Here is a 23,321-nt window from a genome sequence, read left to right on the forward strand (position 1 = left end):
TCAAGAAAGGCTGCTACCCCGGCCAGGAAATCGTCGCCCGCACCCACTTCCTGGGCAAGGCCAAGCGCGCGGTGCAGTTACTGGAAGTGGATGCGCCCGTCGCCATCGATGCAGCGGTGCAGCGCGACGGCCAGCCATTCGGCAGCGTGGTCAGCGTCGCCGGCACCCTGGCATTGGCAGTGCTGCCGCTCGAGGAGGCGCCGCCGGCGGGACTGGACGTCGACGGCCACCCCGCACGGTGGCAGCCCCTGATCGACGGCCTGGCGCGCTGAGCGCGCGCCGTAACGCCAGCTTTCGCTTACGGCTGTTGCGAATCCCCAATCCCCAATCCCGAATCCCGCGCCTCCAGGCGCCCCCCACTCTCGGCATCGAAGAAGTGCAGCGCGTCGCCGCGCACCGCCACCCGCAGGCGCTCGCCCAGGCCCGGCAGCGCGCGCGGCGCCACCCGCATCACCAGCGGCTGCGCGCCGTGGCTGAGATTGACGAAGATCTCGTTGCCGACCGGCTCGATCACCTCGATGGTGGCCTCGAAGCCGCCCTGCGCGTCGTCGCTGGGCTGCAGGTGCTCCGGCCGCACGCCGATCGCCAGTTCCCGGCCCAGCCATTGCGGCGCGATCTGCGCACCCGGCAGCGGCACCCGCCCGCCGTCCTGCAACTGCAGCTGCAGGCCGCCCTCTTCCACCAGCCGCCCGCGCAGCACGTTCATCGCCGGGCTGCCGAGGAAACCGGCCACGAACAGGTTGGCCGGGCGGTCGTACAGCGCCATCGGCGTGTCGATCTGCTGGATCAGCCCGTCCTTGAGCACGACGATGCGCTGGCCCAGGGTCATCGCCTCGACCTGGTCGTGGGTGACGTAGATCATGGTGGTGCCGAGCTTGCGGTGCAGTTGCGCGATCTCGGTGCGCACAGAATGGCGCAGCTTGGCGTCCAGGTTGGACAGCGGCTCGTCGAGCAGGAACACCGCCGGCTCGCGCACCAGCGCGCGGCCCAGCGCCACGCGCTGGCGCTGGCCGCCGGACATGGCGCGCGGCAGCTTGTCCAGCATCGGGGTCAGGCCCAGGGTGTCGGCGGCGGCGGCCACGCGCTGGCGGATGACCTCCTTGCTCTCGCCGCGCAGCTTGAGCCCGAACGCCAGGTTCTCGGCCACGGTCATGTGCGGATACAGCGCATAGCTCTGGAACACCATGGCGATGTCGCGGTCCTTCGGCGCCACCTCGTTGACCACGCGCTCGCCGATGCGCAGCTCGCCGCCGCTGATCTCTTCCAGGCCGGCGATCATGCGCAGCAGCGTGGACTTGCCGCAGCCCGAGGGCCCGACCAGCACCATCAGTTCGCCGTCGGCCACTTCGAAACTGGCCCCGTGCACGGCGACCTGGCCGTTGTCGTAGACCTTGCGGATGTTGTCCAGTTGTACTTTCGCCATGTATCCGGTTTCCGGCAGTGAGGAACGGGCTGCCGCCGGTCCCTCCCGAGGGCAGTGCATACGAATTCGGGTCGCATCATGCCCGCGCGCAGGCAACAATGGATCGCGATGCGGTATTCTGCCATGTAACCGTTTTCACGGGGCAACATCGAGCCTGGGAGGGCATGCAATGCGATCCGCCAGCCGCCGATCCGGCGCGCGCCCGTCATCCTGCGGGATGACAGCCGACCTGCAGCATGAGGCATTGGAGAGGTATGCTCAGAGGTCTGGCAGTCGTATTCATCTCCTGGATCGTGCGTTCCCGCCTGGCGGCCCTCCCGCGTCACGCCCTCGCCCGAACCGGCCGGATACAGGCCGTCGCCGCCGTTCGCTTTCCCACGCCACGTCACTCCTAGCCCCCAGGTGATCGACACCATGTCACCCGAAACCGAAACCCGGTCGATGCACGATACCTTCCTGTTGTTCGGCGCCACCGGCGATCTGGCCCAGCGCTATCTGTTCCCCTCGCTGCTGCGCATGCTCGACGACGGCTTCCTGCCGGAAGACTTCCGCATCCGCGCACTGGCGCTGTCGCCGCACGACACCGCCAAGTTCCACGAGATCCTCAAGCCGCGCCTGCAGGCGGCGATGCCGCAGATCGGCGAATCGATCGTGCAGGCGCTGCTGGCGCGCATCGACTACCGCTCGGTGGACCTGCGCGATGCCGAATCGGTGGCCGCCGCGGTGCGCGACCTGACCGCGCGCCGCTGCGTGAGCTACCTGGCGATCCCGCCGGGGCTGTACATCAGCACCTGCCAGGGCCTGGCCCTGGGCGGCGCCCTGGCCGCACCGCACCGTCTGATGCTGGAGAAGCCGATCGGCCACGATTCGGACAGCGCCCGCGAGATCGTGCAGGCGATCGGCGCGCTGATCGACGAGGACCGCGTGTTCCGCCTGGACCACTACCTGGGCAAGGCCGCGGTGCAGAACCTGATCGCGCTGCGCTTCGGCAACACGCTGCTGGAAGCGGTGTGGAACCGCAACTACATCGAGTCGGTGGACATCCTGGTCGCCGAGAGCGAGGGCGTGGACGGCCGCGACGCCTACTACGCGCGCTCCGGCGCGCTGCGCGACATGGTGCAGAGCCATATCCTGCAGTTGCTGTGCCTGGTGGCGATGGAGCCGCCGGCGTCGCTGGAAGCCGACCGCATCCGCGACGAGAAGGTCAAGGTGCTGCGCGCGCTGCGTCCGCTCAGCGCCGAGCATGCCGCCCGCGACAGCGTGCGCGGGCGCTACACCGCCGGCACCATCAACGGCCAGCCGGCGCAGGCCTACCAACCGCCGGAAGGCAGCGACGTGGAGACCTTCGCCGCGGTCACCGCCTACATCGACAACTGGCGCTGGGCCGGGGTGCCGTTCCGGCTGTGCACCGGCAAGCGCCTGGCCGAGCGCTCCACCCGCGTGGTGGTCACGCTCAAGCCGGTCACCCACTGGCTGTTCGAGCGCCCGGCCGCGCAGCAGGTGGCGCCGAACCGGCTGACCTTCCAGCTGCAGCCGCAGGAGAACATCGAACTGGGACTGATGAGCAGCCTGGCCGGCCCGGAATGGGGCGCACTGGAACTGCAGCCGCTGGAGCTGGAACTGTCGGTGCCCACCGGCCTGCACCGGCGCATCGCCTACGAGCGGCTGATGCTCGACGCGCTCAACGGAAACCATGCGCTGTTCGTGCGCGACGACGAAGTCCGCGCCGCCTGGGCCTGGATCGACAGCGTCAGCGCCGCCTGGGCGCAGGCGCACCTGCCGCTGCTGCCCTACCCGGCCGGCAGCTGGGGGCCGGAGGAAGCGCAGGCCTACGTGTCCTGCGACCAGTCCGGCGCCGCGCCGAAGGTCGCGCAATGAGCGCGCCGCAGCGCCCGGTGCTGGTCGCCGACATCGGCGGCACCAATGCCCGTTTCGCCCTCGCCGATCTCGACGCTTCGGTGCCGCTGCTCGACGACAGCACCCAGACCTACGCGGTGGTGGAATTCCCGTCGCTGGGCGACGCCGCCCGCCACTACCTGGAACAGACCGGGGTGGACGCGCGCAGCGGCACCTTCGCGGTGGCCGGCCGCGTCGACGGCGACGAGGCGCGCATCACCAATCATCCGTGGGTGATCTCGCGGGCGCGCACCCGCGCCATGCTCGGCTTCGACGAACTGCACCTGATCAACGACTTCGCCGCGCAGGCGATGGCGATCAGCCTGCTGCGGCCGCAGGACGTGGTCCAGGTCGGCGGCGCCAGCTGGACCCCGTCGCCGGTGGAGGTGCCGCGCAACTACGGGGTGATCGGCCCCGGCACCGGCCTGGGCGTGGGCGGCCTGCTGATGCGCGGCGGGCGCTGCTTCCCGCTGGAGACCGAGGGCGGCCATGTCAGCTTCCCGCCGGGCACGCCGGAGGAGATCCGCATCCTGGAACTGCTCTCGCAGCAGTTCGGCCGCGTCTCCAACGAGCGCCTGATCTGCGGCCCCGGCCTGGTCAATATCCACCGCGCGCTCAGCGAGATCGCCGGCGACGATCCGGGCCCGCTGCAGCCGGAGGACATCACCGCGCGCGCCGCGCAGGGCGACTACCGGGCGATGCGCACGGTGGACGTGTTCTGCGCCGTGTTCGGCGCCATCGCCGGCGACCTGGTGCTGATGCAGGGCGCCTGGGACGGCGTGTTCCTGACCGGTGGGCTGGTGCCGAAGATGCTCGACGCGATCCAGCATTCCGGGTTCCGCCAGCGCTTCGAGCACAAGGGCCGGTTTTCGTCGATCATGGCGCGAGTGCCGTCGCTGGCGGTGATCCACCCACGTCCCGGCCTGCTCGGCGCCGCCGCCTACGCGGTGGACGCCGCGCGGCAATCCCCAGGAGCCATCGCATGAGCCCCACGCTGTCCGACCGCATCACGCTGATCCGCTACGACGATCCGGACGAATGGATCGACGCGGCGGCGGCCGAGATCGGCACCGCGCTGCGCGAGGAGATCCAGCGCCGCGGCGGCGCGCGCCTGCTGCTGTCGGGCGGCACCACCCCGGCGCCGGTGTACCAGGCGCTGGCCGAGTTGCCGCTGGACTGGTCGAAGCTGGAGGTCGGCCTGGTCGACGAGCGCTGGCTGTCGCCGCAGGACAGCGACAGCAACGCTTACCTGGTCCGGCACAGCCTGCTCGACCGCGCCGAAGAGGCGCGCTTCGAACCGCTGGTGCGGGTCGGCAAGCCGCTGCAGGACTGCGTGCACGCGGCCAACCTGCACGCGCAGCACGCCCCGGCCCCGTGCATGGCGGTGCTGGGCATGGGCGGCGACGGCCACACCGCCTCGCTGTTCCCGGGCGCCACCGACCTGAACAAGGCCCTGGCCAACCCGCTGCCCTACGCCACGCTCGACGCCACCGGTTGCCCCGGCGCCAACACCTGGCCGCTGCGCATCACCCTGACCCCGGCCGGCCTGGCGCCGATCGGACAGCGCATGCTGCTGTTGCGCGGCAAGCAGAAGCTGGAGGTGCTGGAGCGCGCGCTGGCCGGCACCGATCCGCACGAGTACCCGATCCGCGTCGCCTTCGACACGCCGGGTGCGCGCCTGCGCGTGCATTGGTGCGAGTGAGGCGGGGATTGGGGAGTCGGGATTGGGGATTGGCAACGGCTGCGCGCTGACGCTTTTCCGCTCTTCCGATTCCCCTTACCGATTCCCGCTCTTCCGCTTCCCGCTCTTTCGATTCCCGTTTCCCGATTCCCCCCTTCATAGCCACTTCCGCCAATGAGCCTGCATCCGACCCTCCACGCGATCACCGAACGCATCCGCCAGCGCAGTGCGCCGTCGCGGCGTGCCTACCTGGCCGGCATCGACGCCGCGCTGCGCGACGGTCCGTTCCGCAGCCGCCTGAGCTGCGGCAACCTCGCCCACGGCTTCGCCGCCTGCGGCCCCACCGACAAGAGCCGGCTGGAAGGCGGGATCACCCCCAACCTCGGCATCATCACCGCCTATAACGACATGCTCTCGGCGCACCAGCCGTTCGAGCACTACCCGGAGATCATCCGCAGCACCGCGCGCGCGCTCGGCGCCACCGCGCAGGTGGCCGGCGGCGTGCCGGCGATGTGCGACGGCGTGACCCAGGGCCGGCCGGGCATGGAACTGTCGCTGTTCTCGCGCGACGTGATCGCCCAGGCCACCGCGATCGGCCTCAGCCACGACATGTTCGACACCAGCCTGTACCTGGGCGTGTGCGACAAGATCGTGCCGGGCCTGCTGATCGGCGCGCTGGCCTTCGGCCACCTGCCGGCGGTGTTCGTGCCGGCCGGGCCGATGACCCCGGGCATCCCCAACAAGCAGAAGGCCGAGGTGCGCGAGCGCTACGCCGCCGGCCAGGCCACCCGCGAGGAGCTGCTGGCCGCCGAGTCGGCGTCCTATCACGCCCCCGGCACCTGCACGTTCTACGGCACCGCCAACTCCAACCAGGTGCTGCTGGAAGCGATGGGCGTGCAGTTGCCCGGCGCCTCGTTCGTCAACCCCGGCACCCCGCTGCGCGAGGCGCTGACCCAGCAGGCGACCGAGCGCGCGCTGCGCATCACCGCCCTGGGCAACGACTTCCGTCCGCTGGGCCGCTTGATCGACGAGCGCGCCATCGTCAACGCGGTGGTCGCGCTGATGGCCACCGGCGGTTCCACCAACCACACCATCCACTGGCTGGCGGTGGCGCGCGCGGCCGGCATCGTGCTGACCTGGGACGACCTGGACGCACTGTCGCAGCTGGTGCCGCTGCTGGCGCGGGTGTATCCGAACGGCGAGGCCGACGTGAACCACTTCGCCGCCGCCGGCGGTATCGGCTTCGTGTTCCGCGAGCTGATGGACGCCGGGCTGATGCACGACGACCTGGCCACCATCGTGCCGGGCGGCATGCGCGCCTACGGCGACGAGCCCTGCGTGCAGGACGGCAAGCTGGCCTACGTGCCGAGCCCGGCCAAGAGCGCCGACGAGGCCGTGGTGCGCCCGGCGTCCAACCCGTTCGAGGCGCAGGGCGGCCTGCGCCTGCTGCGCGGCAACCTCGGCCGTTCGCTGATCAAGCTGTCGGCGGTGAAGCCGCAGTTCCGCACCATCGAAGCGCCGGCCGTGGTGATCGACGCGCCGCAGGCGCTGAACAAGCTGCACGCCGCCGGCGCGCTGCCGCACGACTTCGTGGTGGTGCTGCGCTACCAGGGCCCGCAGGCCAACGGCATGCCGGAACTGCATTCGCTGGCGCCGCTGCTGGGCCTGCTGCAGAACCAGGGCCGGCGCGTGGCGCTGGTCACCGACGGACGCCTGTCCGGCGCCTCCGGCAAGTTCCCCGCGGCCATCCACGTGACCCCGGAAGCGGCGCGCGGCGGCCCCCTGGCGCGGGTGCGCGAAGGCGACATCGTGCGCCTGGACGGCGAGGCCGGCACCCTGGAAGTGCTGGTGGACGCCGCCGAGTGGGCCGCACGCCCGCTGGCGCCGAACACCGCGCCGGCCGCGCACGATCTGGGTCGCAACCTGTTCGGGCTCAACCGCCGCATGGTCGGCCCGGCCGACCAGGGTGCGCTGTCGATCTCCTGCGGCCCGCCGGCCGCCGACGGCGACCTGTGGAACTACGACGCCGAGTACGACCTGGGCCGCGACGCCGAGGCCGCCGCCGCGCCGCACGAAGCCAAGGACGCCTGACCGGCGCCGCCGTTCGCCCTCCCCCGCCCTGGCCGTGCGCGGCCGGGGCCTCGCCCCCTTCGCAACCGAGACGCCCATGACCATCGCCGAACACCAGACCAAGGCCGAACAGCTGCTGCGCGCGGCCGGCATCCTGCCCGTCGTCACCGTCCACACCCTGGAAGAAGCGCGCCGCGTGTCGGCCGCGCTGCTCGAAGGCGGCCTGCCGGCGATCGAACTGACCCTGCGCACGCCGGTGGCGATGGACGCGCTGGCGATGCTCAAGCGCGAACTGCCGGACATCGTGATCGGCGCCGGCACCGTGCTCAACGCCATCCAGCTGCAGCAGTCGATCGACGCCGGCGCCGACTTCATCGTCACCCCGGGCACCACCCCGACCCTGGCCGACGCCCTGGCGCAGGCGCCGCTGCCGGTGGTGCCGGGCGCGGCCACCCCGAGCGAACTGCTGGCGCTGATGGAGCGCGGCTTCCGCGTGTGCAAACTGTTCCCCGCCTCGGCCGTCGGCGGCCTGGCGATGCTCAAGGGCCTGGCCGGCCCCCTGGCCGAACTCAAGCTATGTCCCACCGGCGGCATCGGCGAGAGCACCGCCGCCGAATACCTGGCCCAGCCCAACGTGGTCTGCATCGGCGGCTCGTGGATGGTGCCCAAGGACTGGCTGGCCGACGGCGCCTGGGACAAGGTGCGCGAGAGCTCGGCGAAGGCGGCGGCGATCGTGCGTGAAGCCGGGAATCGGGATTCGGGAATCGGGAATCGGTAAAAGCCCGAACCTCGGCTCTCACAGCTCAGGACTCCAGAAGCAAAAAAAGCGCCGGCATGCCGGCGCTTTTGCTTTTGCTTTTGCTGTTGCGATTCCCGATTCCCCACTCCCGATTCCCGGCCTCACCGCACCTCGATCTGCACATCCGCCGGCAACGCGTGGATGCGCAGTTCGCCGTGCTCCCACTGCGCCGCCTCGCCGTTGACCAGGGTGCGGCCCGGTTCGCCCGGGTACGGCCAAGGCAGCACCAGGCCGCCGCTGGGCATGCGCAGGCCCTCGGGGATGTTCAGCAGCAGGCGGTTCTTCTGCCGGCGCAGCTGGTAGCTCAGCGGGCCCTGCGGGGTGCGCAACTGCTCGATCGCCACGCCCTTGCCGTCGAACCAGTCGGCGGGGATGCCGGCGGCCAGCACCAGGCTGTCGTCGACGTCGCGGGCGTAGGCGAACATGTCCAGCACCGAGCGCACGAAGTCCGAGGCCACCCAGGCATGCGGCAGGTCGCCGAGGAAGAACGGCTTGCGCGGCGTGCGCGAGACCACTTCGGCCCACTGGTTCCACGCCTGCGGCGTGCGGTCCTTGAAGAAGAACTGCGTCGCCTCCCACGCGCGCTCGCGCCAGCCCAAGCGCACAAACGCCGACACGTTGCGCCACTCGTACGGCGTGTAGTCCTTCCACTCGCGGGTGCCGTCGCGGCGGCCGACGAACTCGCTCCAGTAGCGCTCGAAGGTGTTGTCGAGCAGCGCCTGCGGCAGCCGGCCCTGCTCGCCGCCCGGCGCCAGCGCGATGGTGGTCGAGGTCGGATCGAAATCGCCCAGCTCCGCCGAGCCCGGCAGGAAATTGATGTGGTGCTGCTGGGTGGCCGCGTCCAGCGAGGCGTACAGGTCCTGGCGGAACTGGTCGCGCGAGGCGGCGAAGTGCGCGGCATCGTCGATGCGGCCGAGTTCGGCGGCGATGCTCACCGCGTCCTTGTAGCCACGCAGCGCCCAGAAGTTGTCCCAGTACGAGTGCATCGGCTTGGCCGAATAGCCTTCGTGACTGATCGACACCGGCATCATCCCGTAGAAGGCCGCGTTGCGCGCGCGGTTCTCGTCGGTGCGCTCGCTCAGCCGCAGCTGCTCCATGTAGGTGTACGCGCCGAGCACGTGCGGCCACATCTGTTCCAGGAAGGCGCGGTCGCCGCTGTAGCGGTAGTAGTCGGCGACGCTGTAGATCAGCTCGCCGTGGCTGTCGTTCTCCGGCACCGGATCGCTGCCGCGGTCGTCCACGCAGCACGGCACCATGCCGTTGGCGAACTGGTACGGCGCATACCACTCCACGTACTCGCGCACCACGTCGGCGCGGCCCAGCCGCAGCAGGCCTTCGGAGATCATCGCGCCGTCGCGGATCCAGCTGCGCGAGTACGAACGCGTGCCCGGCTGCAGGCGCGGCCCGATCCGCGAGATCAGCATGTGCGCCAGCGCGGTGCGCAGCGTGTCGGTCACCGCCTTGCCCTGCGCCGGCACGTGCAATTGCACGCGGTCCAGCTTCTCGTGCCACTGCGCGGCGACCTGCTGCTGCGCGCGCGCCGCGTCGAAGCCTGCCGGCACGCCGGCGTTGCCGGTCTGCGGGATCACCAGCGCCACCTCGCGCACCTCGCCCGGGGCCAGGCGCCCGCGGTACAGCAACGCGCCGGAAGCCAGTCCGTCCGGATCCTGCGCCTGCTGCGGCAGGCCGCTGGCGTCGGTGCTCAGCCGTTCGACGTCCATGCCGGCGTCGAACGCGCTGGCGTAGGCGGCGTCCGGCTTCTGCACCGCGAACACCCGCGGCTGCCCGTTGACCTGCACCTGCGTCCCGGCGAAGGCCAGCGAGCGGATCGGGCTGACCCCGCCGACGGTGTTGAGGAACTGGCTGGGTGGATTGACCTGGAACGGACGCACCGCCAGCGCCAGGGTGTAATCGTGCGGCTGCTTGCCCGGGTTGCTGAGCCGGTAGCGCGCCACCAGTTGCGCCTGCTCCGGCTCGCCCTGCACGAAGGCGGTCACGCGCAGCGCGGCGTTGTCGTGGGTCCAGTCCACGCTGGGAATCGGCAGGTAGTCGTCCTGCAGGCTCTGCGCGGTCTTGACGTCGGCCCAACTCAGGCGCTTGCCGTCCAGCAGCAGGAACGGCTCGATGCTGAAGCCGCCCTTGCCCACCTCGATCGCGCCATCCTCGCCGACCAGGCCCTGCTCGCGGCCGCCATCCAGGCCGACGATGGTCCAGTACGGCTGCTCGCCGCTGAAGCCGCGCGGGAACCAGCCGCGGGTCGATTGCGCCGCCACCGACTTGATGAAGTCGTTCTGGGTGGCGGCGAAGGCCAGCGGCTGCAGCGTGATGTCGGCGATGCCGTAACGGAAGCTGGGGCCGTCCTGCAGGTCGAAACGCACGTAGCGCGCCTCGGTTTCCGGCAGCGCCAGCCAGTCGGTGCCGCCGTTGCCGGCGGTCACGCTGCGCAACTCGCGCCAGCTGCGCCCGTCGGCCGAGCCTTGCACGGTGTAGCGCGAGGCATAGACGCCCGGCGCCCACTGCACCTTGGCGCCGCCGAACTCGCGCACCTTGCCCAGGTCCAGCATCACCGTCTGGGTCTTGGCGTTGCCGCTGTACCAGACGGTGTCGGGCTTGCCGTCGGCGATGCGCTGCTCCAGCGCCGGCGCGGTATCGGTGTTGACCTTGACCGTCAGCGGCGAGGTGTCCTGCGGCGGCAACGGGGTCAGGGTCAGCTGATCGAAGCACACCGTGCCGGCGCCGCCGACCTGGTTGTAGATGGTGAACTCGATCTGTGCGCTGCGGGTCAGCTCCTTCTCCGGGCTCGGTCCCCAGGCCTTGTCGATCTGCCGCTTCTTGTAGGTGACCGTGCTCCACTGCGTGGGGAAGTCGTAGCGCGGCCGGTTGACCCACCACACGTTGTCGCCGCTGGCGTCGACCAGCTTGAACTGCAGGTCGTTGCTCGGCGACTCGCCGCGCAGCTGGAACGAAAACTGGTAGTTGTCCGGGTACTCGATCGGCACGCTGCGGCGGATCCCGGCATAGCCGGACACGCCGTTGAAGTCGTAGTCCAGGCACAGCGCCTTGGCGCGGCCGCCGCTGGGCGCCTGCACCAGCCGGGTCGAGGCGGTGACCTGGTTGGAGACGACGATCTGCCACTTGTCCAGATCGTTGAAGCTGTCCAGCGTCACCGTGGAGGTCGGCGGCGCGGCGACCACCTGGGCGGCCGCCAGCCCCAGCATCGCCAGCATCGCGCGTGCGCACGTCATCGCCATCCTGTCCCTCATCGCCTTCCCCGTCGCTGTCGTTTCGTTGCGTGTCTGCTTGTATGTGTCTGTGCATCCCAGCGGGCATCGCACCCATCGGCGCCCCACGGCATCGCCTTGCATGTTGTCGCGGCTGACGCCGCTCCTACACGTCTGGCCTGGCCATCCATGGCCGGGCGTTCGGGAACGCGCGAGCCAGTGGCGCTCGATGTTCCGCATCGATGCTGCCGTCCATGGCGCAACCATCCCACACCAGAACGTCCGGCCCGGCCATCCGTGGCCGGGCGTTCGGGAACGCGCGAGCCAGTGGCTCGCAAGCGCGTCGCCACACTCGCCTCTTTCCCATGCCGTCCCTGGCGCAACCGATCGGCTCCGGACACCCCGGCCCGGCCATCCGTGGCCGGGCGTTCGGCGCAACGCGCGCCAGTGGCGCTCGATGTTCCGCTTCACTGCTGCCGTCCATGGCGCAACCATCCCACACCAGATCGTCCGGCCTGGCCATCCATGGCCAGGCGTTCACGAACGCGCGAGCCAGTGGCTCGCAAGCGCGTCGCCGCACTCGCCTGTTTCCCATGCCATCCCTGGCGCAACCGATCGGCTCCGGACGACCCGGCCCGGCCATCCATGGCCGGGCGTTCGGCGCAACGCGCGCCAGTGGCGCGCAAGCGTTGCGCCTCACCCCTTCACGCTGCCGAGCAGCAGGCCCTGGATGTAGTAGCGCTGCAGCGCCAGGAACAGCGCCAGCACCGGGACCACCGTGACCACCGCGCCGGCCATCATCATCTCCACGTCCATGATGTGCTCGCGCGACAGCGCCGCCAGCGCCACCGGCAAGGTGTAGTGCTCCTGGTCGGTCAGCACGATCAGCGGCCACATGAAGTCGTTCCACGCGGCCATGAAGGTGAAGATGGTCAGCGTCACCAGCACCGGCTTGAGCATCGGCAGCACGATCTGGAAGAAGATCCGCAGCTCGCCGGCACCGTCGATGCGCGCGGCTTCCAGCAGCTCGTCCGGGATCGAACGCGCGTACTGGCGCACCAGGAAGATGCCGAACACCGTCGCCAGCGCCGGCACGACCACGCCGCCGAAGTTGTTGACCAGGTGCAGCTGCTTCATCAGCAGGAACAGCGGCAGCATCGCCACCTGCGCCGGGATCACCAGCGCCGCCAGCAGGATCTGGAAGATCCGTTCCTTGCCGACGAAGCGCAGCTTGGCGAAGGCATAGCCGGCCATGGTGTTGATCAGCAGCGAGCCGAAGGTGATCGCGCACGACACCAGCAGGCTGTTGGCGAAGTTGCGGGCCATGCCGGTGCGCGAGAACAGCTCGCCGTAGTTGGCCAGGGTGGCGCCGGTGGGCAGCATCGGCGGCGGGAAACGACTCGCTTGCCCGGCCGGCATGAACGACACCGACACCATCCACAACAGCGGCGCCAGGCTGATCACGGCGAGCAGCAGCAGCCCGCCGTTGACCAGCAGCGTGTTCCAGCGCGAGGCGCCGATCTCCCGGCTCATACCAGGTCCCTCTTGCGGCCGAAGCGCAGCATCACCGTCGTCACTCCCAGGATGATCAGGAACAGCAGGAACGCGACCGCCGACGCGCGGCCGAGGTTCCACCACTTGAAGCCTTCCTCGAACATGTAATACAGCACGCTGACCGTGCTCTGCAGGGGATCGCCGCGGGTCATCACGTAGGGTTCGGCGAACAGCTGGAAGTAGCCGGACACGGTGATCACCCCGACCACCAGCAGCACCGGCCCCAGCATCGGCAGGGTGATGTGCAGGAATTGCCGCCACTTCGAGGCGCCGTCGATGCGCGCGGCCTCGTACAGGTCCTGCGGGATGGCCTGCAGGCCGGCGAGGAAGATCACCATGTTGTAGCCGAAGTTCTTCCACACCGCGAACAGCATGATGGTCGGCATCGCCCAGTGCGGGTCGCCGAGCCAGTCGATCGGGCCGATGCCCAGGTGCGCCAGGCCGTAGTTGACCAAGCCGTAGCTGGTGTGGAACAGGTAGCGCCAGATCACCGCCACCGCCACCAGCGTGGTCACCACCGGCGCGAACAGCGCGGTGCGGAACAGCGCCTTGAAGCGCGCCACCGGCGCGTTCAGCAGCAACGCCGCGCCCAGCGAGGCGCCGATGGACAGCGGCACGCCGACGATCACGAAGTACGTGGTGTTCCACAGCGACTTCCAGAACATCGGCGTCTGCAGCAACTCGATGTAGTTGCCGAAGCCGACGAAGCGCAGGTTGTGGCGGTCGGCCAGCGAGTACAGGTCGAAGTCGGTGACGCTCAGCGCCAGCGCCGACAGCACCGGCAGGCCGAAGAACACGCCGATCACGATCAGCGCCGGGCCGGCGAACAGCCAGCCGATCAGGGAACCGCGCTTCATGGCGCCGCTCCCGTGGCCGGCGCCGCCGTGCCTTCGCGGTGCTGCTGGTGGATCCAGCGGCGTTTCTCCAGGATCTCGTCGACCCGCTTGTCCAGTTCCCGCATCGCCTTCTCCTGCGGCTCGCCGCCGCGCACCACGCGCTCGGTGGCCAGCCGCATCTCCTGCACGATACGCTCCCACTCCAGCACCTTCGGTGCCGGCTTGACCCGCTCCAACTGATCGCGGAAGGCGTGCGCCAGCGGATCGTCGGCCAGCGACGGATACGCCCAGGTGCTGCGCCGCGGCGGCATGTCGCCGATCAGCGCGTGGAAGCGCGCCTGGATCTGCGGCCGCGACAGGAACTCGATCAGCTTCCACGCCGCGTCCTTGTGCTCGGACTTGCGGAAGATCACCAGGCTGGTGCCGCCGGCGATGCCGGCGCCGGGGCCGTCCGGGCCCGGCAGCGGCATGGTGCCCCACTGGTCCTTGAGCGCAGCCGGCTGCACCTTGCGGAACTCGCGGATATTCCACGGGCCGGAGATGTAGAACGCGTAGAAACCGTTGAAGAACTCGTCCCAGACGTTGGAGATCTGCGTCTCCGACATCTTCGGCGCCCAGCCCTGGTCGAACATGTTGGCGTAGAACGCCAGCGCCTTGCGGAAGCCGGGGCTTTCGAAGTTGCCGTAGTTGTTGTGGTCGCGCAGCAGCGGATCGGGCAGTTGCAGGCCCAGCGACAGTTGCTGCTCGAACTCGTTGAGCGGCATCAGGATGGCGTAGCGCTTCGGCCCGACATGCTTCTTCACCGCCGCCATCGCCTGCTCCCACTCGGCCCAGGTCTGCGGCAGCTTGGTCACCCCGGCGTCGCGCAGCATGTCCTTGCGATAGAACAGCAGGCGCGTGTCCACGTACCAGGGGATGCCGTAGAGCTGGCCATCGATGACGCTGGTGTCCCAGATGCCGGGGAAGTAGTCCTTCGGGTCGACCACCTTGGAGCGGTCGACATAGGGCTGCAGCGGCTGCAGCGTGCCCAGTTCGGCGAATTCCGGGATCCAGGTGTTGCCCAGCTGGCACACGTCCGGCAGGCCGTCGGCGGCGAAGGCGGTCAGCAGCTTCTCGTGCGCGGCGGTCCACGGGATGTTCTGGATGTCCACGTGGATGCCGGGATTCTCCTTCTCGAACTCCGGGATCAGCTCGGCCACCACCTCGGCCTCGCGGCCCATCGCCCAGAACCGCACCACCTCGCCCTGCGGCGCGCGCGCGCACCCGCACACGGCCACCATCAGCAAGCCCAGCGACACCCAACGACCGATCATGCGTGCTGCGCTCATTCGGGCTTCTGCGGCTGGCGCTGGTCGGGGTTCTGTTGCGCCTGCGCAGCGGCGGCGCGCGACTCGGCGATGCCGATCGCCCGCGCCGCGGCGGCCTGCTCGTCCTTCTTCGGCACCGGCTGCGCCTCGCCCTCCGGAGTCAGCCAGCCGCCGCTGAAGCCGGCGCGCTCCAGTCCGGTGCGGATGTACTTGTTCTTCTTCATCACGTTCCAGACGAACTCGTTGCGGTAGTTGGCGATCATGGTCAGGATCGGGCCCTGGTCGATGCCGATGTAGTCGCTGGAGACCCAGCCGCGTCCGGGCACGACGCGCCCGGTCTTGAGCGGGATATCGTAGTTGAAGCTGGGGTTGAACGAATCCAGGAAGCCGTAGCTGGAGTAGATGAAGTCGCCGTAGCGCTTGTGCATCTCCTCGGTGGCCGGAATCACCACTTCCGGCGCGAACACCAGCGAGGCCACCGCCGCGGTCGGCGCGATGGTGCCGTCGTCGAAGTTCTCGCGCAGGCCGGCGCCGCGCGAGGAATAGTGGCGGAACTGGCGTTGTTCGCCGCGATACTCCTGCTCGGTGTTCTGCGGCCCGTCGCTGGCGGTCAGGCCCCACACGTTCTCGCCGTAGTCCTTCCACTTCATCGGATTGGCGATGGCGTACTCGCGCTGCGCCAGCACCGCGCGGCGGCTGTTGAGGAAATAGTCGATGCCGCGCTCGCGCATGTACTGGTCCTGGATGTCGCGGAAGTCGATCCAGACATGGCTGTACTGGTGCGCGAACATCGGCCCGAACGACAGGTATTCCTGGCCGTAGTACACGCCCCAGTCGTTGTTGTAGGTGCGGGTCCACACCGTCCACGCATCCGGGCTCACCGCATGGGTGGGCGATCCCAAGGCCAGCACGTACAGCATCATCGCTTCGTTGTAGCCCATCCAGTCGTGGCTGATGAAGCCGCTTTCGGGGAACCAGCCCATCGAGATCAGCGGATCGCGCTGCTGCAGCCAGGTCCAGTCCACGCGCCGGTACAGCGTGTCGGCGATCTCGCGAATCTCCTTCTCGCGCGGGTCGTCGCCGTCGTAGTACGACTGCGCGAACAGCACGCCCATCATCAGCAGCGCGGTATCCACGCTCGACAGCTCCACCCAGCTGTCGTAACGGTGGCCGTTCTGCATGTCCAGGAAGTGGTAATAGAAGCCCTTGTAGCCGGCCTTGCCGGTGCGCTGCGGGCCGACCGGCGCATCGCGGAAGAACTTCAGCGTGGTCAGGGTGCGATCCACCGCCTGGGTCCGGCTGATCCAGCCGTTCTCGATGCCGATGGGATACGCCGTCAGCGAGAAGCCCACCGACGCGATGCTGGCGAACGGACGCGACGGGAAGCGGTCGGGGGTCAGGCCATTGGTGTCGTTGGTGGTGTCCCAGAAGAACTGGAAAGTGCGCCGCTCGATGTCGCTGAACAATTGCGGCAGCTCGGGCTTCAGCGGTTTGGGCGGCAGTTCCGCCTCGACCAGGATCACCTGCACCGGCTTCTTCTCCACCGCCTTCGGCTCCTCGACCTTCTTACACGCCGTCAGCAGCACCCCTGCTGCCATCACCATCAACGAAAACCTGATGAACCTGCGCTGCTTCTTCATCGTGCCCCCCGTGAAATCGTTTACATGCACGCAAAAAATACCCCACTTCCGCATCGCCGCGGCCCCCGGTGCACGGGAGCCGCGGCGACCTTGCTTACCAGTTCAAGCCGAACGACAGCTTGAACGTCCGCATCGGCGAGGCGAGCACGCCGTTCGGCGTACCGAACGCCGTATTCAGATCGGCGTACGTTCCGGTTGCGGTGTTGTAGTCCGCGTAGTTGGTCCAGTTGAACAGATTGATGACATCGGCGCGCACGTTGAACTTGATGCCCGACCCGGTATCCCATTCCTTGTTCGCCGCCAGGCTGAATTCCTTGTAGCCCAGCGTGGCGTCCGGCTTGTACTGAATGATATAGCACTGGTCGTTGCCCGCCAGGCAGTTGGTGCCGTAGCGCGGGGTCTGGCTGGCCAGCGACAGCTTGGCCGACAGGGTGACGTCGTACGGCAGATCGTAGATGCCGGTGACCACCAGGCGGTTCTTCGGGATGCCGCCGGCCTCACGCCAGCCGTAGCCGGCCATCGACGGCTGGTCCAGCGCATAGTGCTCGCCGTACTGGCGGTTCTCCTTCGCGTCGGAGAAGGTGTAGGCCACGGTCAGGCCCCAGCCGGACTCCTTGTCGTAGGGCTTGTCCAGCTTCAGCGCCAGCTGGTTGTTGCGCGTCTTCAGGCCGTTGGTGCCGAGCACGATCGCGCTGTAGCCGTTGGGCGAATCGGTGGGCACGCCGGAGGTGGTGCCGGGCAGGAAGAACGAGCCGTCGGCACGGCGGTTGCCGCGCAGGAACACGAAGCCGTCCTCGCTGACGATGCGGCTCAGGGTCACGTCCGTGTACCAGTCGTTGCCCCAGAAATGCAGCATGTTGCGCATGCCCAGGCTGAACTGGTCGGAGTACGGCACCTTGATGTTGTTGTCGATCAGGTACACCTCGCGGCCGCCGCCGGTGCCGGCGGTGGTGGAGGCCGCCAGCCCGTTCAGGCCGGCCTGGGTCGCATAGCTCGGGTCCCATGCCACGCACGGCTGGCCGAGGCACGGCGTGTTTGCGCTGCTGAAGTAGTAGCTGTAGGAGCGGAAGTTGTTGTTGAGCTGCTCCAGCGCCAGGTAGTCGAACAGGTTGCGGTCGTACGCACGGCCGGCACCGCCGTAGATCACGTGCGCCTGGTCGCCGAACAGGTCGTAGGAGAAGCCCAGGCGCGGCTGCCAGGCATCCTTGAACGCCTTGCGGTTGTTGCCGGTGCTGATGTAGTTGGCGATGTCGTAGTTGGCGTTGTCCAGGTTGCGCCAGTTCAGCAACGCGCTGGCGACGTCGGCCGGGGTGACGAAGTCGAGGAACGACGGGGTCTTCTCGTAGTCGTAGCGCACGCCCAGGTTCAGGGTCAGGTGCTCGTTGACCTCCCAGTCGTCCTGCAGGTAGATGCCGTACTGCTTGTTCTGCGACTGCACCGAACCGCCGTCGCCGGTGTCGCCGAAGCGCACCCGGTACGGGGTGCCGACATCGCTGAGGATGTTGTAGTAGTACTGCGGATTGGCAGGATTGATCTGGGTCGAATCGAGCTGGATGTCCTTGTACTTCAGACCCATCTTGATGGTGTGGCTGCCGTGCCAATCGAGGCTGTTGAGGGTCAGGTCGTCCTGCAGGGTCCAGCCCTTCTGGCCCTTGTTCTGGAAGCTGCTACCGGCGCCGGCGCTGAGGATGGTGGTCTCGTTGCCGGCCTGCGGCACATAGGACAGCACGTAGCCGCTGCCGTCGGTGAGCGGGGTCTGGGTCCAGAATGCGCTCTCGTAGCTCAGGTTCAGATCGTTGAGGAAGGCCTCGCCGCTGTACTGCCAGCGCAGGTTGGCGCGCTTTTCCTTCTGCCCGTTGCTGCTGCCGTGCTGGTAGGTGGTGGTGTTGCCGATGTCCGACAGCTCGTCTTCCTTGCGGTACTTGCCGGTCAACTCGAACAGGTTGTTGTCGCCCAGGGTCCAGTCGATCTTGCCGAAGTACAGGTCTTCCTTGAACGGCGTGCTGTAGGTGGCGACCAGCGGCTGCAGCTGCGCCGGCAGCTGGTCGACGCGGTCGGCGTAGATGCCGCCCGGGATCACCGTGTTCGGCGTGGTGTATTCCTTGGCCTCGTAGGCCACGAAGAAGTGCGCGCGGTCCTTGAGGATCGGGCCGCTGAAGGTGGCGCCGTACTGGGTCTCGGAGAAGTCGTCGCGCTGGCCGGCCTTGCGCTCCAGCGGGCTTTCGGCACGCCAGTCGTCGTTGGTCGTATCCCAGAAGAAGCTGCCGTGGAAATCGTTGGTGCCGGACTTGGTCGAGGCGACGATCGCCGCACTGCTGACCTGGTCGAACTCGGCCTTGTAGTTGGAGGTGATGACCTTGTACTCGCCGATCGCCGACTGCGGGAACGGGTTGCCGCGGCTGGAATCCTGGCCGCTGACGCCGCCGGTCAGCACGTAGTTCTTCTGGCTGATGCCGTCGATGTAGACGTTGGTGCCGTTGGCCGAGGTCGCGCCGGAGCGCACCGTGGTGTTGCCCTTGGCGTCGCGCTGGAACTGCACGCTCGGCACGCTGTCGGCGAGTTCAAGGAAGTTGCGCGTGGCCTGCGGCAGCTTCTCGATCTGCGCGTTGGAGATGTAGGTAGCGTTCTCCGAGGTACGGGTTTCCACCAGCACCGGCGGCGCCTGCACCTGCACCGCGTCGAGCGTGGTCGCGCCCTGCCCGTTGGCGGTGGCCGCTTCGCCGCCCACGCCCAGATCCAGGGTGGCGGTCTGGCCGACCTGCACGGTGACGTTCTGCGAGGTGGTCTTGCCGTCGGCGGTGACGTCGATGCGGTAGGAACCCGGCGGCAGACCGCCGACCGAATAGGTGCCGTTGCTGGTCTGCACGCTGCGGCTCAGACCGGTGGCCAGGTTGGTGGCGGTGACCTGCGCGGACGCGGCCGGCGCCGAATCGACCTTGACCTGGCCGCGGATGGTGGCACCGGTGCTTTGCGCGAATGCCGGCGCGGCGCCCAGCAGCAGACAACTGGCGAGGGCGCAGCTCAACAGCTTGCGCGTGGGCCGGGCGGAGTGCGGGGTGTGTTGCATGTGGGGTTTTCCCTCCAGGAAGACGTGATGCTCGTTATGGGTGGTGCGTGGTGCTTCGATGGAACGAAGTGGAACAAGCGATGCGGCGCAGAAAAGTGCGTCGCATCAGGAACGGGCCGTGCTGGAATCGCGCACGACCAACGTAGGAACCAGGGTCTGCCGCTGCCGGTCGTCCGCGTCGGGCCGATCGATCAATTGCAGGAGGCGGTGCATCGCCTGCTCACCAAGCCCGGCGATGCTGACGCGCATGGTGGTGAGAGACGGGTGAACGAAACGCGCCAGCGGAATGTCGTCGAAGCCGGCCAACGCGATGTCGTTGGGCACGCGCACGCCGCTCTGGGTGAAGGCGTAGAGGCAGCCGAGCGCGGTCATGTCGTTGGCGGCGAACACCGCATCGGGCAGCGTGTCGGCCTGCAGCATCGCCTGTCCGGCGCGATAGCCGGAGGCTTCGTCGAAGTCGCCCGGGAACTCCTGGCCATGCGCTTCGCCGGAATGGCGTGCCACGGCGTCGCGGAAGCCGCGCAGGCGTTCGCGCGCGTCGAAGTTCAGTTCCGGACCGCCGATGAAGGCGATGCGGCGATGCCCCATCGCCAATAGGTGCTCCGTCATCGCCACCGCGCCGGCGTGGTCGTCGATGCTCAGCACCGGATATTCGGTGCCCGGCAGGTGGGTGTTGATCAACACCGTCGGCAACGCCTGCGGCAGGTTGTCGGTGAGAAAGCCCGGGCGCTCGGCATACGGCGACAGCACCAGCAGGCCGTCGACGCGGCCGCGCATCGCCCGCAGCGCCCGCCCCTGCTCTTCCGGGTCGCCGTGGTAGCTGGACACCAGCAGGTGCTGGCGGCGCGCGCGGGCGGCACCGTCGATGCCGCGGATCAGTTCGGAGAAGAATTCGCCGTACAGGTCGGGCAGCACCACGCCCAGGGTCTGGGTACGGCGGCTGCTGAGACTGCGCGCCGCCGCATGCGGGCTATAGCGCAGGCGCTCGGCCACTTCCAGCACCAGGGTCCGCACCGGTGCGGCCACGTTCTCGTGGCCATTGAGCGCACGCGACACGGTGGCCACGGAAACCCGGGCCTCGCGTGCGACGTCTTTGATGGTAACCGCGCTCTTCGCCATCGTGCCGCCCTCCGCGGCAGAGACCTTGAGAAACTGGCGCGGACTGTAATCGTTTTCAGCGCGAGGCAGAAGCCCTTTGTTATTTTTGCAATAAACGCCTTATTTTTCAGCCACTTGAATAATGAGAAACCGGTCGGAATCGTGCCGCAATGCAGCATAATCCAGGTGCAGATTCCGCTTTTTCCCGGGGTGCATACTCCTGTTTGGACCGGCGGCAGCCGTCGCCGGCGGGTGTCAGCCGCCCGTGCCCGGCACCTCGGCGCGGATCGACAGCGCATGGATATCGGTCTGCATCATCTCGCCCAGCGCCGCGTAGACGGCGCGGTGTCGGGCCAGCGGCCCCATGCCGGCAAAGGCCGGACTGACCACCCGTACATTGAAATGTCCCCGGCCGTCGCGCGCGCCGGCATGGCCGGCATGGCGATGGCTGTCGTCCTCCACCTCCAGCGCCTGCGGCGCGAACGCCGCCTCCAGCGCGGCGCGGATCCGCGCCACCCGCTCGGCGCCGACCTGGCTCATGGCAGCACCTTGCGGAACGGCCGTACCTCGACCCGCGCGTAGACACCGGCCTCCACATAGGGATCGGCCTCGGCCCAGGCCCGCGCCTCGGCCAGCGAGTCGAACGCGGCCACCACCAGGCTGCCGCTGAAGCCGGCCGGACCCGGATCCTCGGCGTCGATCGCCGGGCACGGCCCGGCCAACAACAGCCGCCCGGCTTCCTGCAATGCGGTCAGCCGCTGCAGATGCGCCGGCCGCGCCGCCGCCCGCCGCGGCAGCGCATCGGCCACGTCGTACCCCTCGATCACGTACCACATCGCGTCTCCGCCCTCGTTGCCTATCCAAAGACCTGTCATTGTAGAACCTGCCCTGGCACGGCGGCGCTGGACACCGACCCCGCCGGCGCATTACCCTTGGTCGTATTGCACGCGGCCGGATGCAGCGGCCCGTCGGTGATCGGCGACCCCAAGCCCCTTCCGACGACCGATTCGCTGCCTGACACCGCCCGCGCAGACGTCCTCCTCTGCAGTTCCCGCCGCCACGACACGCGTGGCGTGCGTCGTGTGTCTTGTTGAAGTACCGAGCGCGTTGCGGGGACGACGCGCCATTGAACCGCAGCACTGCCGGCAAGGAGCCGCGCCGGGTCGCGCCTGCCCGGCCCTTCGCTACCGCAACACCGATGTCCAACCGATGACTTCCGAACTCGCGCTCGACGCGAACCCGCCAACCCAGACGACCCCGCCACAGCAGCAGGAAATGCCGCTGGCGGTCGTGCATGGGCAGCCGGTACTGCAGATCCCGCAGGATCTGTACATCCCGCCGGATGCGCTGGAAGTGATCCTGGATGCGTTCGAAGGCCCGCTGGACCTGCTGCTGTACCTGATCCGCCGGCAGAACCTGGACATCCTGGACATCCCCGTCGCCGAGATCACCCGGCAGTACGTGGACTACATCAACGTGATGCAGGAGCTGCGCTTCGAACTGGCAGCCGAATACCTGGTGATGGCCGCGATCCTGGCCGAGATCAAGTCGCGGATGCTGCTGCCGCGGCCGCCGGCCGAGGACGGCGAGGAAACGGACCCGCGCGCCGAACTGGTCCGCCGCTTGCAGGAGTACGAACGCTTCAAGCAGGCGGCCGAGGACATCGACGCGCTGCCGCGGCAGGACCGCGACACCACCCCGGTGCACGCCCATGTGCCGGACCGTGCCGCGGTCAAGCTACCGCCGCCGGTGGAGTTGAAGGAAATGCTGCTGGCGCTGTACGACGTGCTCAAGCGCGCCGAGCTGTTCAGCGGCCACGCGATCAAGCGCGAGGCGCTGAGCGTGCGCCAGCGCATGGGCGACGTGCTGGGCCGTCTGGACGACGGCAAGTTCCACCGTTTCGAATCGCTGTTCAGTGCCGAGGAAGGCAAGCTGGGCGTGCTGGTCACCTTCCTGGCGCTGCTGGAACTGGCCAAGGAGCAGTTGCTGGACATCGTCCAGGAGCCGCTGGCGCACGTCCCCGCCGAGGCCACCGAGCGGCCGCCGATGCCGCCGATCTACGTCAAGTCGCTGGCACTGGGCAACACCAACGCGCCGCTGCAGTTCAACAGCGAGTTCGACGACAGCGACGCCGCCGACGCCACCACCTGAGCCACCGAGAACCCGCCCCCGCATGGATCAAGCGCTGATCAACCGCATCGTCGAGGCCGCCCTGCTCGCCGCCAACCAGCCGTTGCCGCTGGCGCAGTTGCACGGCCTGTTCCCGGAGGAGGAACCCGCGCCGCCAGGCAGCATCGAGCGCGCGCTGGAACTGCTGCGCGAGGCCTGCGAGGGCCGCGGTGTGGAACTGGTCGAAGTCGCCTCCGGGTTCCGCTACCAGGTGCGCAGCGACGTGCACGCCTGGGTGGCGCGGCTGTGGACCGAGCGCAAGACCCGCTACACCCGCGCCACGCTGGAGACCCTGGCGCTGATCGCCTACCGGCAGCCGATCACCCGCGGCGAGATCGAGCAGGTGCGCGGCGTGGCGGTCAGCAGCAACATCATCCAGGCGCTGGAAGAGCGCGAGTGGATCCGCGTGGTCGGGCACCGCGACGTACCGGGCAAGCCGGCGCTGTTCGGTACCACCAAGACCTTCCTGGACTATTTCGGGCTCAAGCGCCTGGACGAACTGCCGCCGCTGTCCGAACTCAAGGACATCGGCGAACTGGAGCCGCAGCTGCCGCTGGACC

General features: G+C 68.6%; 17 protein-coding genes and 1 pseudogene. 8 read left to right on the forward strand and 10 right to left on the reverse strand.

The window, feature by feature from the left end:
• Positions 1 to 272, forward strand: a pseudogene (locus tag D588_RS26025) (folate-binding protein); the annotation flags it as partial.
• Positions 273 to 298: 26 nt separating this feature from the next.
• Here the strand turns inward: D588_RS26025 and ugpC are convergent.
• Complete coding sequence (gene ugpC, locus D588_RS0123450) at positions 299 to 1,423, reverse strand: sn-glycerol-3-phosphate ABC transporter ATP-binding protein UgpC (RefSeq protein ID WP_017917728.1); 1,125 nt, start codon at positions 1,421 to 1,423, stop codon at positions 299 to 301.
• A 441-nt stretch (positions 1,424 to 1,864) separates the two neighbouring features.
• Between ugpC and zwf the strand changes: the two genes are divergently transcribed.
• The 5 genes from zwf to D588_RS0123475 all read left to right on the forward strand — a co-directional run bounded on the left by zwf (position 1,865) and on the right by D588_RS0123475 (position 7,848).
• The gene (gene zwf, locus D588_RS0123455; RefSeq protein ID WP_026144039.1) at positions 1,865 to 3,301 is read left to right on the forward strand and encodes a glucose-6-phosphate dehydrogenase; all 1,437 of its coding nucleotides are present in this window, start codon (positions 1,865 to 1,867) and stop codon (positions 3,299 to 3,301) included.
• Positions 3,298 to 4,305 carry a glucokinase gene (glk, locus tag D588_RS0123460; protein WP_017917730.1) on the forward strand — a complete coding sequence of 336 codons (1,008 nt, stop codon included), beginning with the start codon at positions 3,298 to 3,300 and terminating at the stop codon, positions 4,303 to 4,305. Before zwf ends, glk begins: the two co-directional genes overlap by 4 nt.
• On the forward strand, positions 4,302 to 5,021 hold the full coding sequence (gene pgl, locus D588_RS0123465; protein ID WP_017917731.1) for a 6-phosphogluconolactonase: 720 nt from the start codon (positions 4,302 to 4,304) through the stop codon (positions 5,019 to 5,021). Before glk ends, pgl begins: the two co-directional genes overlap by 4 nt.
• A gap of 153 nt (positions 5,022 to 5,174) precedes the next feature.
• The gene (gene edd, locus D588_RS0123470) at positions 5,175 to 7,091 is read left to right on the forward strand and encodes a phosphogluconate dehydratase (protein ID WP_017917732.1); all 1,917 of its coding nucleotides are present in this window, start codon (positions 5,175 to 5,177) and stop codon (positions 7,089 to 7,091) included.
• Between the two features lie 76 nt (positions 7,092 to 7,167).
• On the forward strand, positions 7,168 to 7,848 hold the full coding sequence (locus D588_RS0123475; RefSeq protein ID WP_017917733.1) for a bifunctional 4-hydroxy-2-oxoglutarate aldolase/2-dehydro-3-deoxy-phosphogluconate aldolase: 681 nt from the start codon (positions 7,168 to 7,170) through the stop codon (positions 7,846 to 7,848).
• 122 nt (positions 7,849 to 7,970) lie between these two features.
• Here the strand turns inward: D588_RS0123475 and D588_RS0123480 are convergent, their stop codons facing one another.
• The 9 genes from D588_RS0123480 to D588_RS0123520 all read right to left on the reverse strand — a co-directional run bounded on the left by D588_RS0123480 (position 7,971) and on the right by D588_RS0123520 (position 21,428).
• Positions 7,971 to 11,087: a discoidin domain-containing protein gene (locus D588_RS0123480; protein ID WP_026144040.1), complete on the reverse strand. Its 3,117-nt coding sequence runs from the start codon at positions 11,085 to 11,087 to the stop codon at positions 7,971 to 7,973.
• Between the two features lie 699 nt (positions 11,088 to 11,786).
• Complete coding sequence (locus tag D588_RS0123485) at positions 11,787 to 12,623, reverse strand: carbohydrate ABC transporter permease (protein WP_017909683.1); 837 nt, start codon at positions 12,621 to 12,623, stop codon at positions 11,787 to 11,789.
• Positions 12,620 to 13,501 (reverse strand): sugar ABC transporter permease, encoded by an 882-nt coding sequence (locus D588_RS0123490; protein ID WP_010342668.1) that lies wholly within the window; start codon positions 13,499 to 13,501, stop codon positions 12,620 to 12,622. The genes D588_RS0123485 and D588_RS0123490 overlap by 4 nt, the downstream gene beginning before the upstream one ends.
• Positions 13,498 to 14,760, reverse strand: coding sequence for a sugar ABC transporter substrate-binding protein (locus tag D588_RS0123495; protein ID WP_232764360.1), 1,263 nt, complete (start codon positions 14,758 to 14,760; stop codon positions 13,498 to 13,500). Before D588_RS0123495 ends, D588_RS0123490 begins: the two co-directional genes overlap by 4 nt.
• A gap of 44 nt (positions 14,761 to 14,804) precedes the next feature.
• The gene (locus D588_RS0123500; protein WP_173003417.1) at positions 14,805 to 16,385 is read right to left on the reverse strand and encodes a glucoamylase family protein; all 1,581 of its coding nucleotides are present in this window, start codon (positions 16,383 to 16,385) and stop codon (positions 14,805 to 14,807) included.
• A gap of 136 nt (positions 16,386 to 16,521) precedes the next feature.
• Complete coding sequence (locus tag D588_RS0123505; RefSeq protein ID WP_017917736.1) at positions 16,522 to 19,494, reverse strand: TonB-dependent receptor; 2,973 nt, start codon at positions 19,492 to 19,494, stop codon at positions 16,522 to 16,524.
• Positions 19,495 to 19,599: 105 nt separating this feature from the next.
• Positions 19,600 to 20,613 carry a LacI family DNA-binding transcriptional regulator gene (locus D588_RS0123510; protein ID WP_017917737.1) on the reverse strand — a complete coding sequence of 338 codons (1,014 nt, stop codon included), beginning with the start codon at positions 20,611 to 20,613 and terminating at the stop codon, positions 19,600 to 19,602.
• Positions 20,614 to 20,847: 234 nt separating this feature from the next.
• Positions 20,848 to 21,132, reverse strand: coding sequence for a BolA family protein (locus D588_RS0123515; RefSeq protein ID WP_017917738.1), 285 nt, complete (start codon positions 21,130 to 21,132; stop codon positions 20,848 to 20,850).
• Positions 21,129 to 21,428: a YciI family protein gene (locus D588_RS0123520; protein ID WP_017917739.1), complete on the reverse strand. Its 300-nt coding sequence runs from the start codon at positions 21,426 to 21,428 to the stop codon at positions 21,129 to 21,131. The genes D588_RS0123515 and D588_RS0123520 overlap by 4 nt, the downstream gene beginning before the upstream one ends.
• A gap of 373 nt (positions 21,429 to 21,801) precedes the next feature.
• Here D588_RS0123520 and D588_RS0123525 point away from each other — a divergent pair, with 373 nt between their 5' ends.
• The gene (locus D588_RS0123525) at positions 21,802 to 22,743 is read left to right on the forward strand and encodes a ScpA family protein (RefSeq protein ID WP_017917740.1); all 942 of its coding nucleotides are present in this window, start codon (positions 21,802 to 21,804) and stop codon (positions 22,741 to 22,743) included.
• 22 nt (positions 22,744 to 22,765) lie between these two features.
• Positions 22,766 to 23,321, forward strand: a 556-nt coding sequence (gene scpB / locus D588_RS0123530) for an SMC-Scp complex subunit ScpB (RefSeq protein WP_017917741.1), incomplete at its 3' end; no start/stop codon positions are given.

The organism is Xanthomonas sp. SHU 308, from assembly GCF_000364645.1.
Lineage (GTDB): Bacteria > Pseudomonadota > Gammaproteobacteria > Xanthomonadales > Xanthomonadaceae > Xanthomonas_A > Xanthomonas_A sontii.

Bases quoted from the DNA above. Each gene is read 5' to 3' on its own strand.
- D588_RS0123515 (WP_017917738.1), bottom strand. From the start codon at position 21,132: ATGAGCCAGGTCGGCGCCGAGCGGGTGGCGCGGATCCGCGCCGCGCTG.
- D588_RS0123480 (WP_026144040.1), bottom strand. From the start codon at position 11,087: ATGCTGGGGCTGGCGGCCGCCCAGGTGGTCGCCGCGCCGCCGACCTCC.
- D588_RS0123505 (WP_017917736.1), bottom strand. From the start codon at position 19,494: ATGCAACACACCCCGCACTCCGCCCGGCCCACGCGCAAGCTGTTGAGC.
- D588_RS0123475 (WP_017917733.1), top strand. From the start codon at position 7,168: ATGACCATCGCCGAACACCAGACCAAGGCCGAACAGCTGCTGCGCGCG.
- ugpC (WP_017917728.1), bottom strand. From the start codon at position 1,423: ATGGCGAAAGTACAACTGGACAACATCCGCAAGGTCTACGACAACGGC.
- D588_RS0123500 (WP_173003417.1), bottom strand. From the start codon at position 16,385: ATGGCAGCAGGGGTGCTGCTGACGGCGTGTAAGAAGGTCGAGGAGCCG.
- zwf (WP_026144039.1), top strand. From the start codon at position 1,865: ATGCACGATACCTTCCTGTTGTTCGGCGCCACCGGCGATCTGGCCCAG.
- D588_RS0123510 (WP_017917737.1), bottom strand. From the start codon at position 20,613: ATGGCGAAGAGCGCGGTTACCATCAAAGACGTCGCACGCGAGGCCCGG.
- D588_RS0123520 (WP_017917739.1), bottom strand. From the start codon at position 21,428: ATGTGGTACGTGATCGAGGGGTACGACGTGGCCGATGCGCTGCCGCGG.
- pgl (WP_017917731.1), top strand. From the start codon at position 4,302: ATGAGCCCCACGCTGTCCGACCGCATCACGCTGATCCGCTACGACGAT.
- D588_RS0123495 (WP_232764360.1), bottom strand. From the start codon at position 14,760: ATGGTGGCCGTGTGCGGGTGCGCGCGCGCGCCGCAGGGCGAGGTGGTG.
- D588_RS0123525 (WP_017917740.1), top strand. From the start codon at position 21,802: ATGACTTCCGAACTCGCGCTCGACGCGAACCCGCCAACCCAGACGACC.
- D588_RS0123490 (WP_010342668.1), bottom strand. From the start codon at position 13,501: ATGAAGCGCGGTTCCCTGATCGGCTGGCTGTTCGCCGGCCCGGCGCTG.
- D588_RS0123485 (WP_017909683.1), bottom strand. From the start codon at position 12,623: ATGAGCCGGGAGATCGGCGCCTCGCGCTGGAACACGCTGCTGGTCAAC.
- glk (WP_017917730.1), top strand. From the start codon at position 3,298: ATGAGCGCGCCGCAGCGCCCGGTGCTGGTCGCCGACATCGGCGGCACC.
- edd (WP_017917732.1), top strand. From the start codon at position 5,175: ATGAGCCTGCATCCGACCCTCCACGCGATCACCGAACGCATCCGCCAG.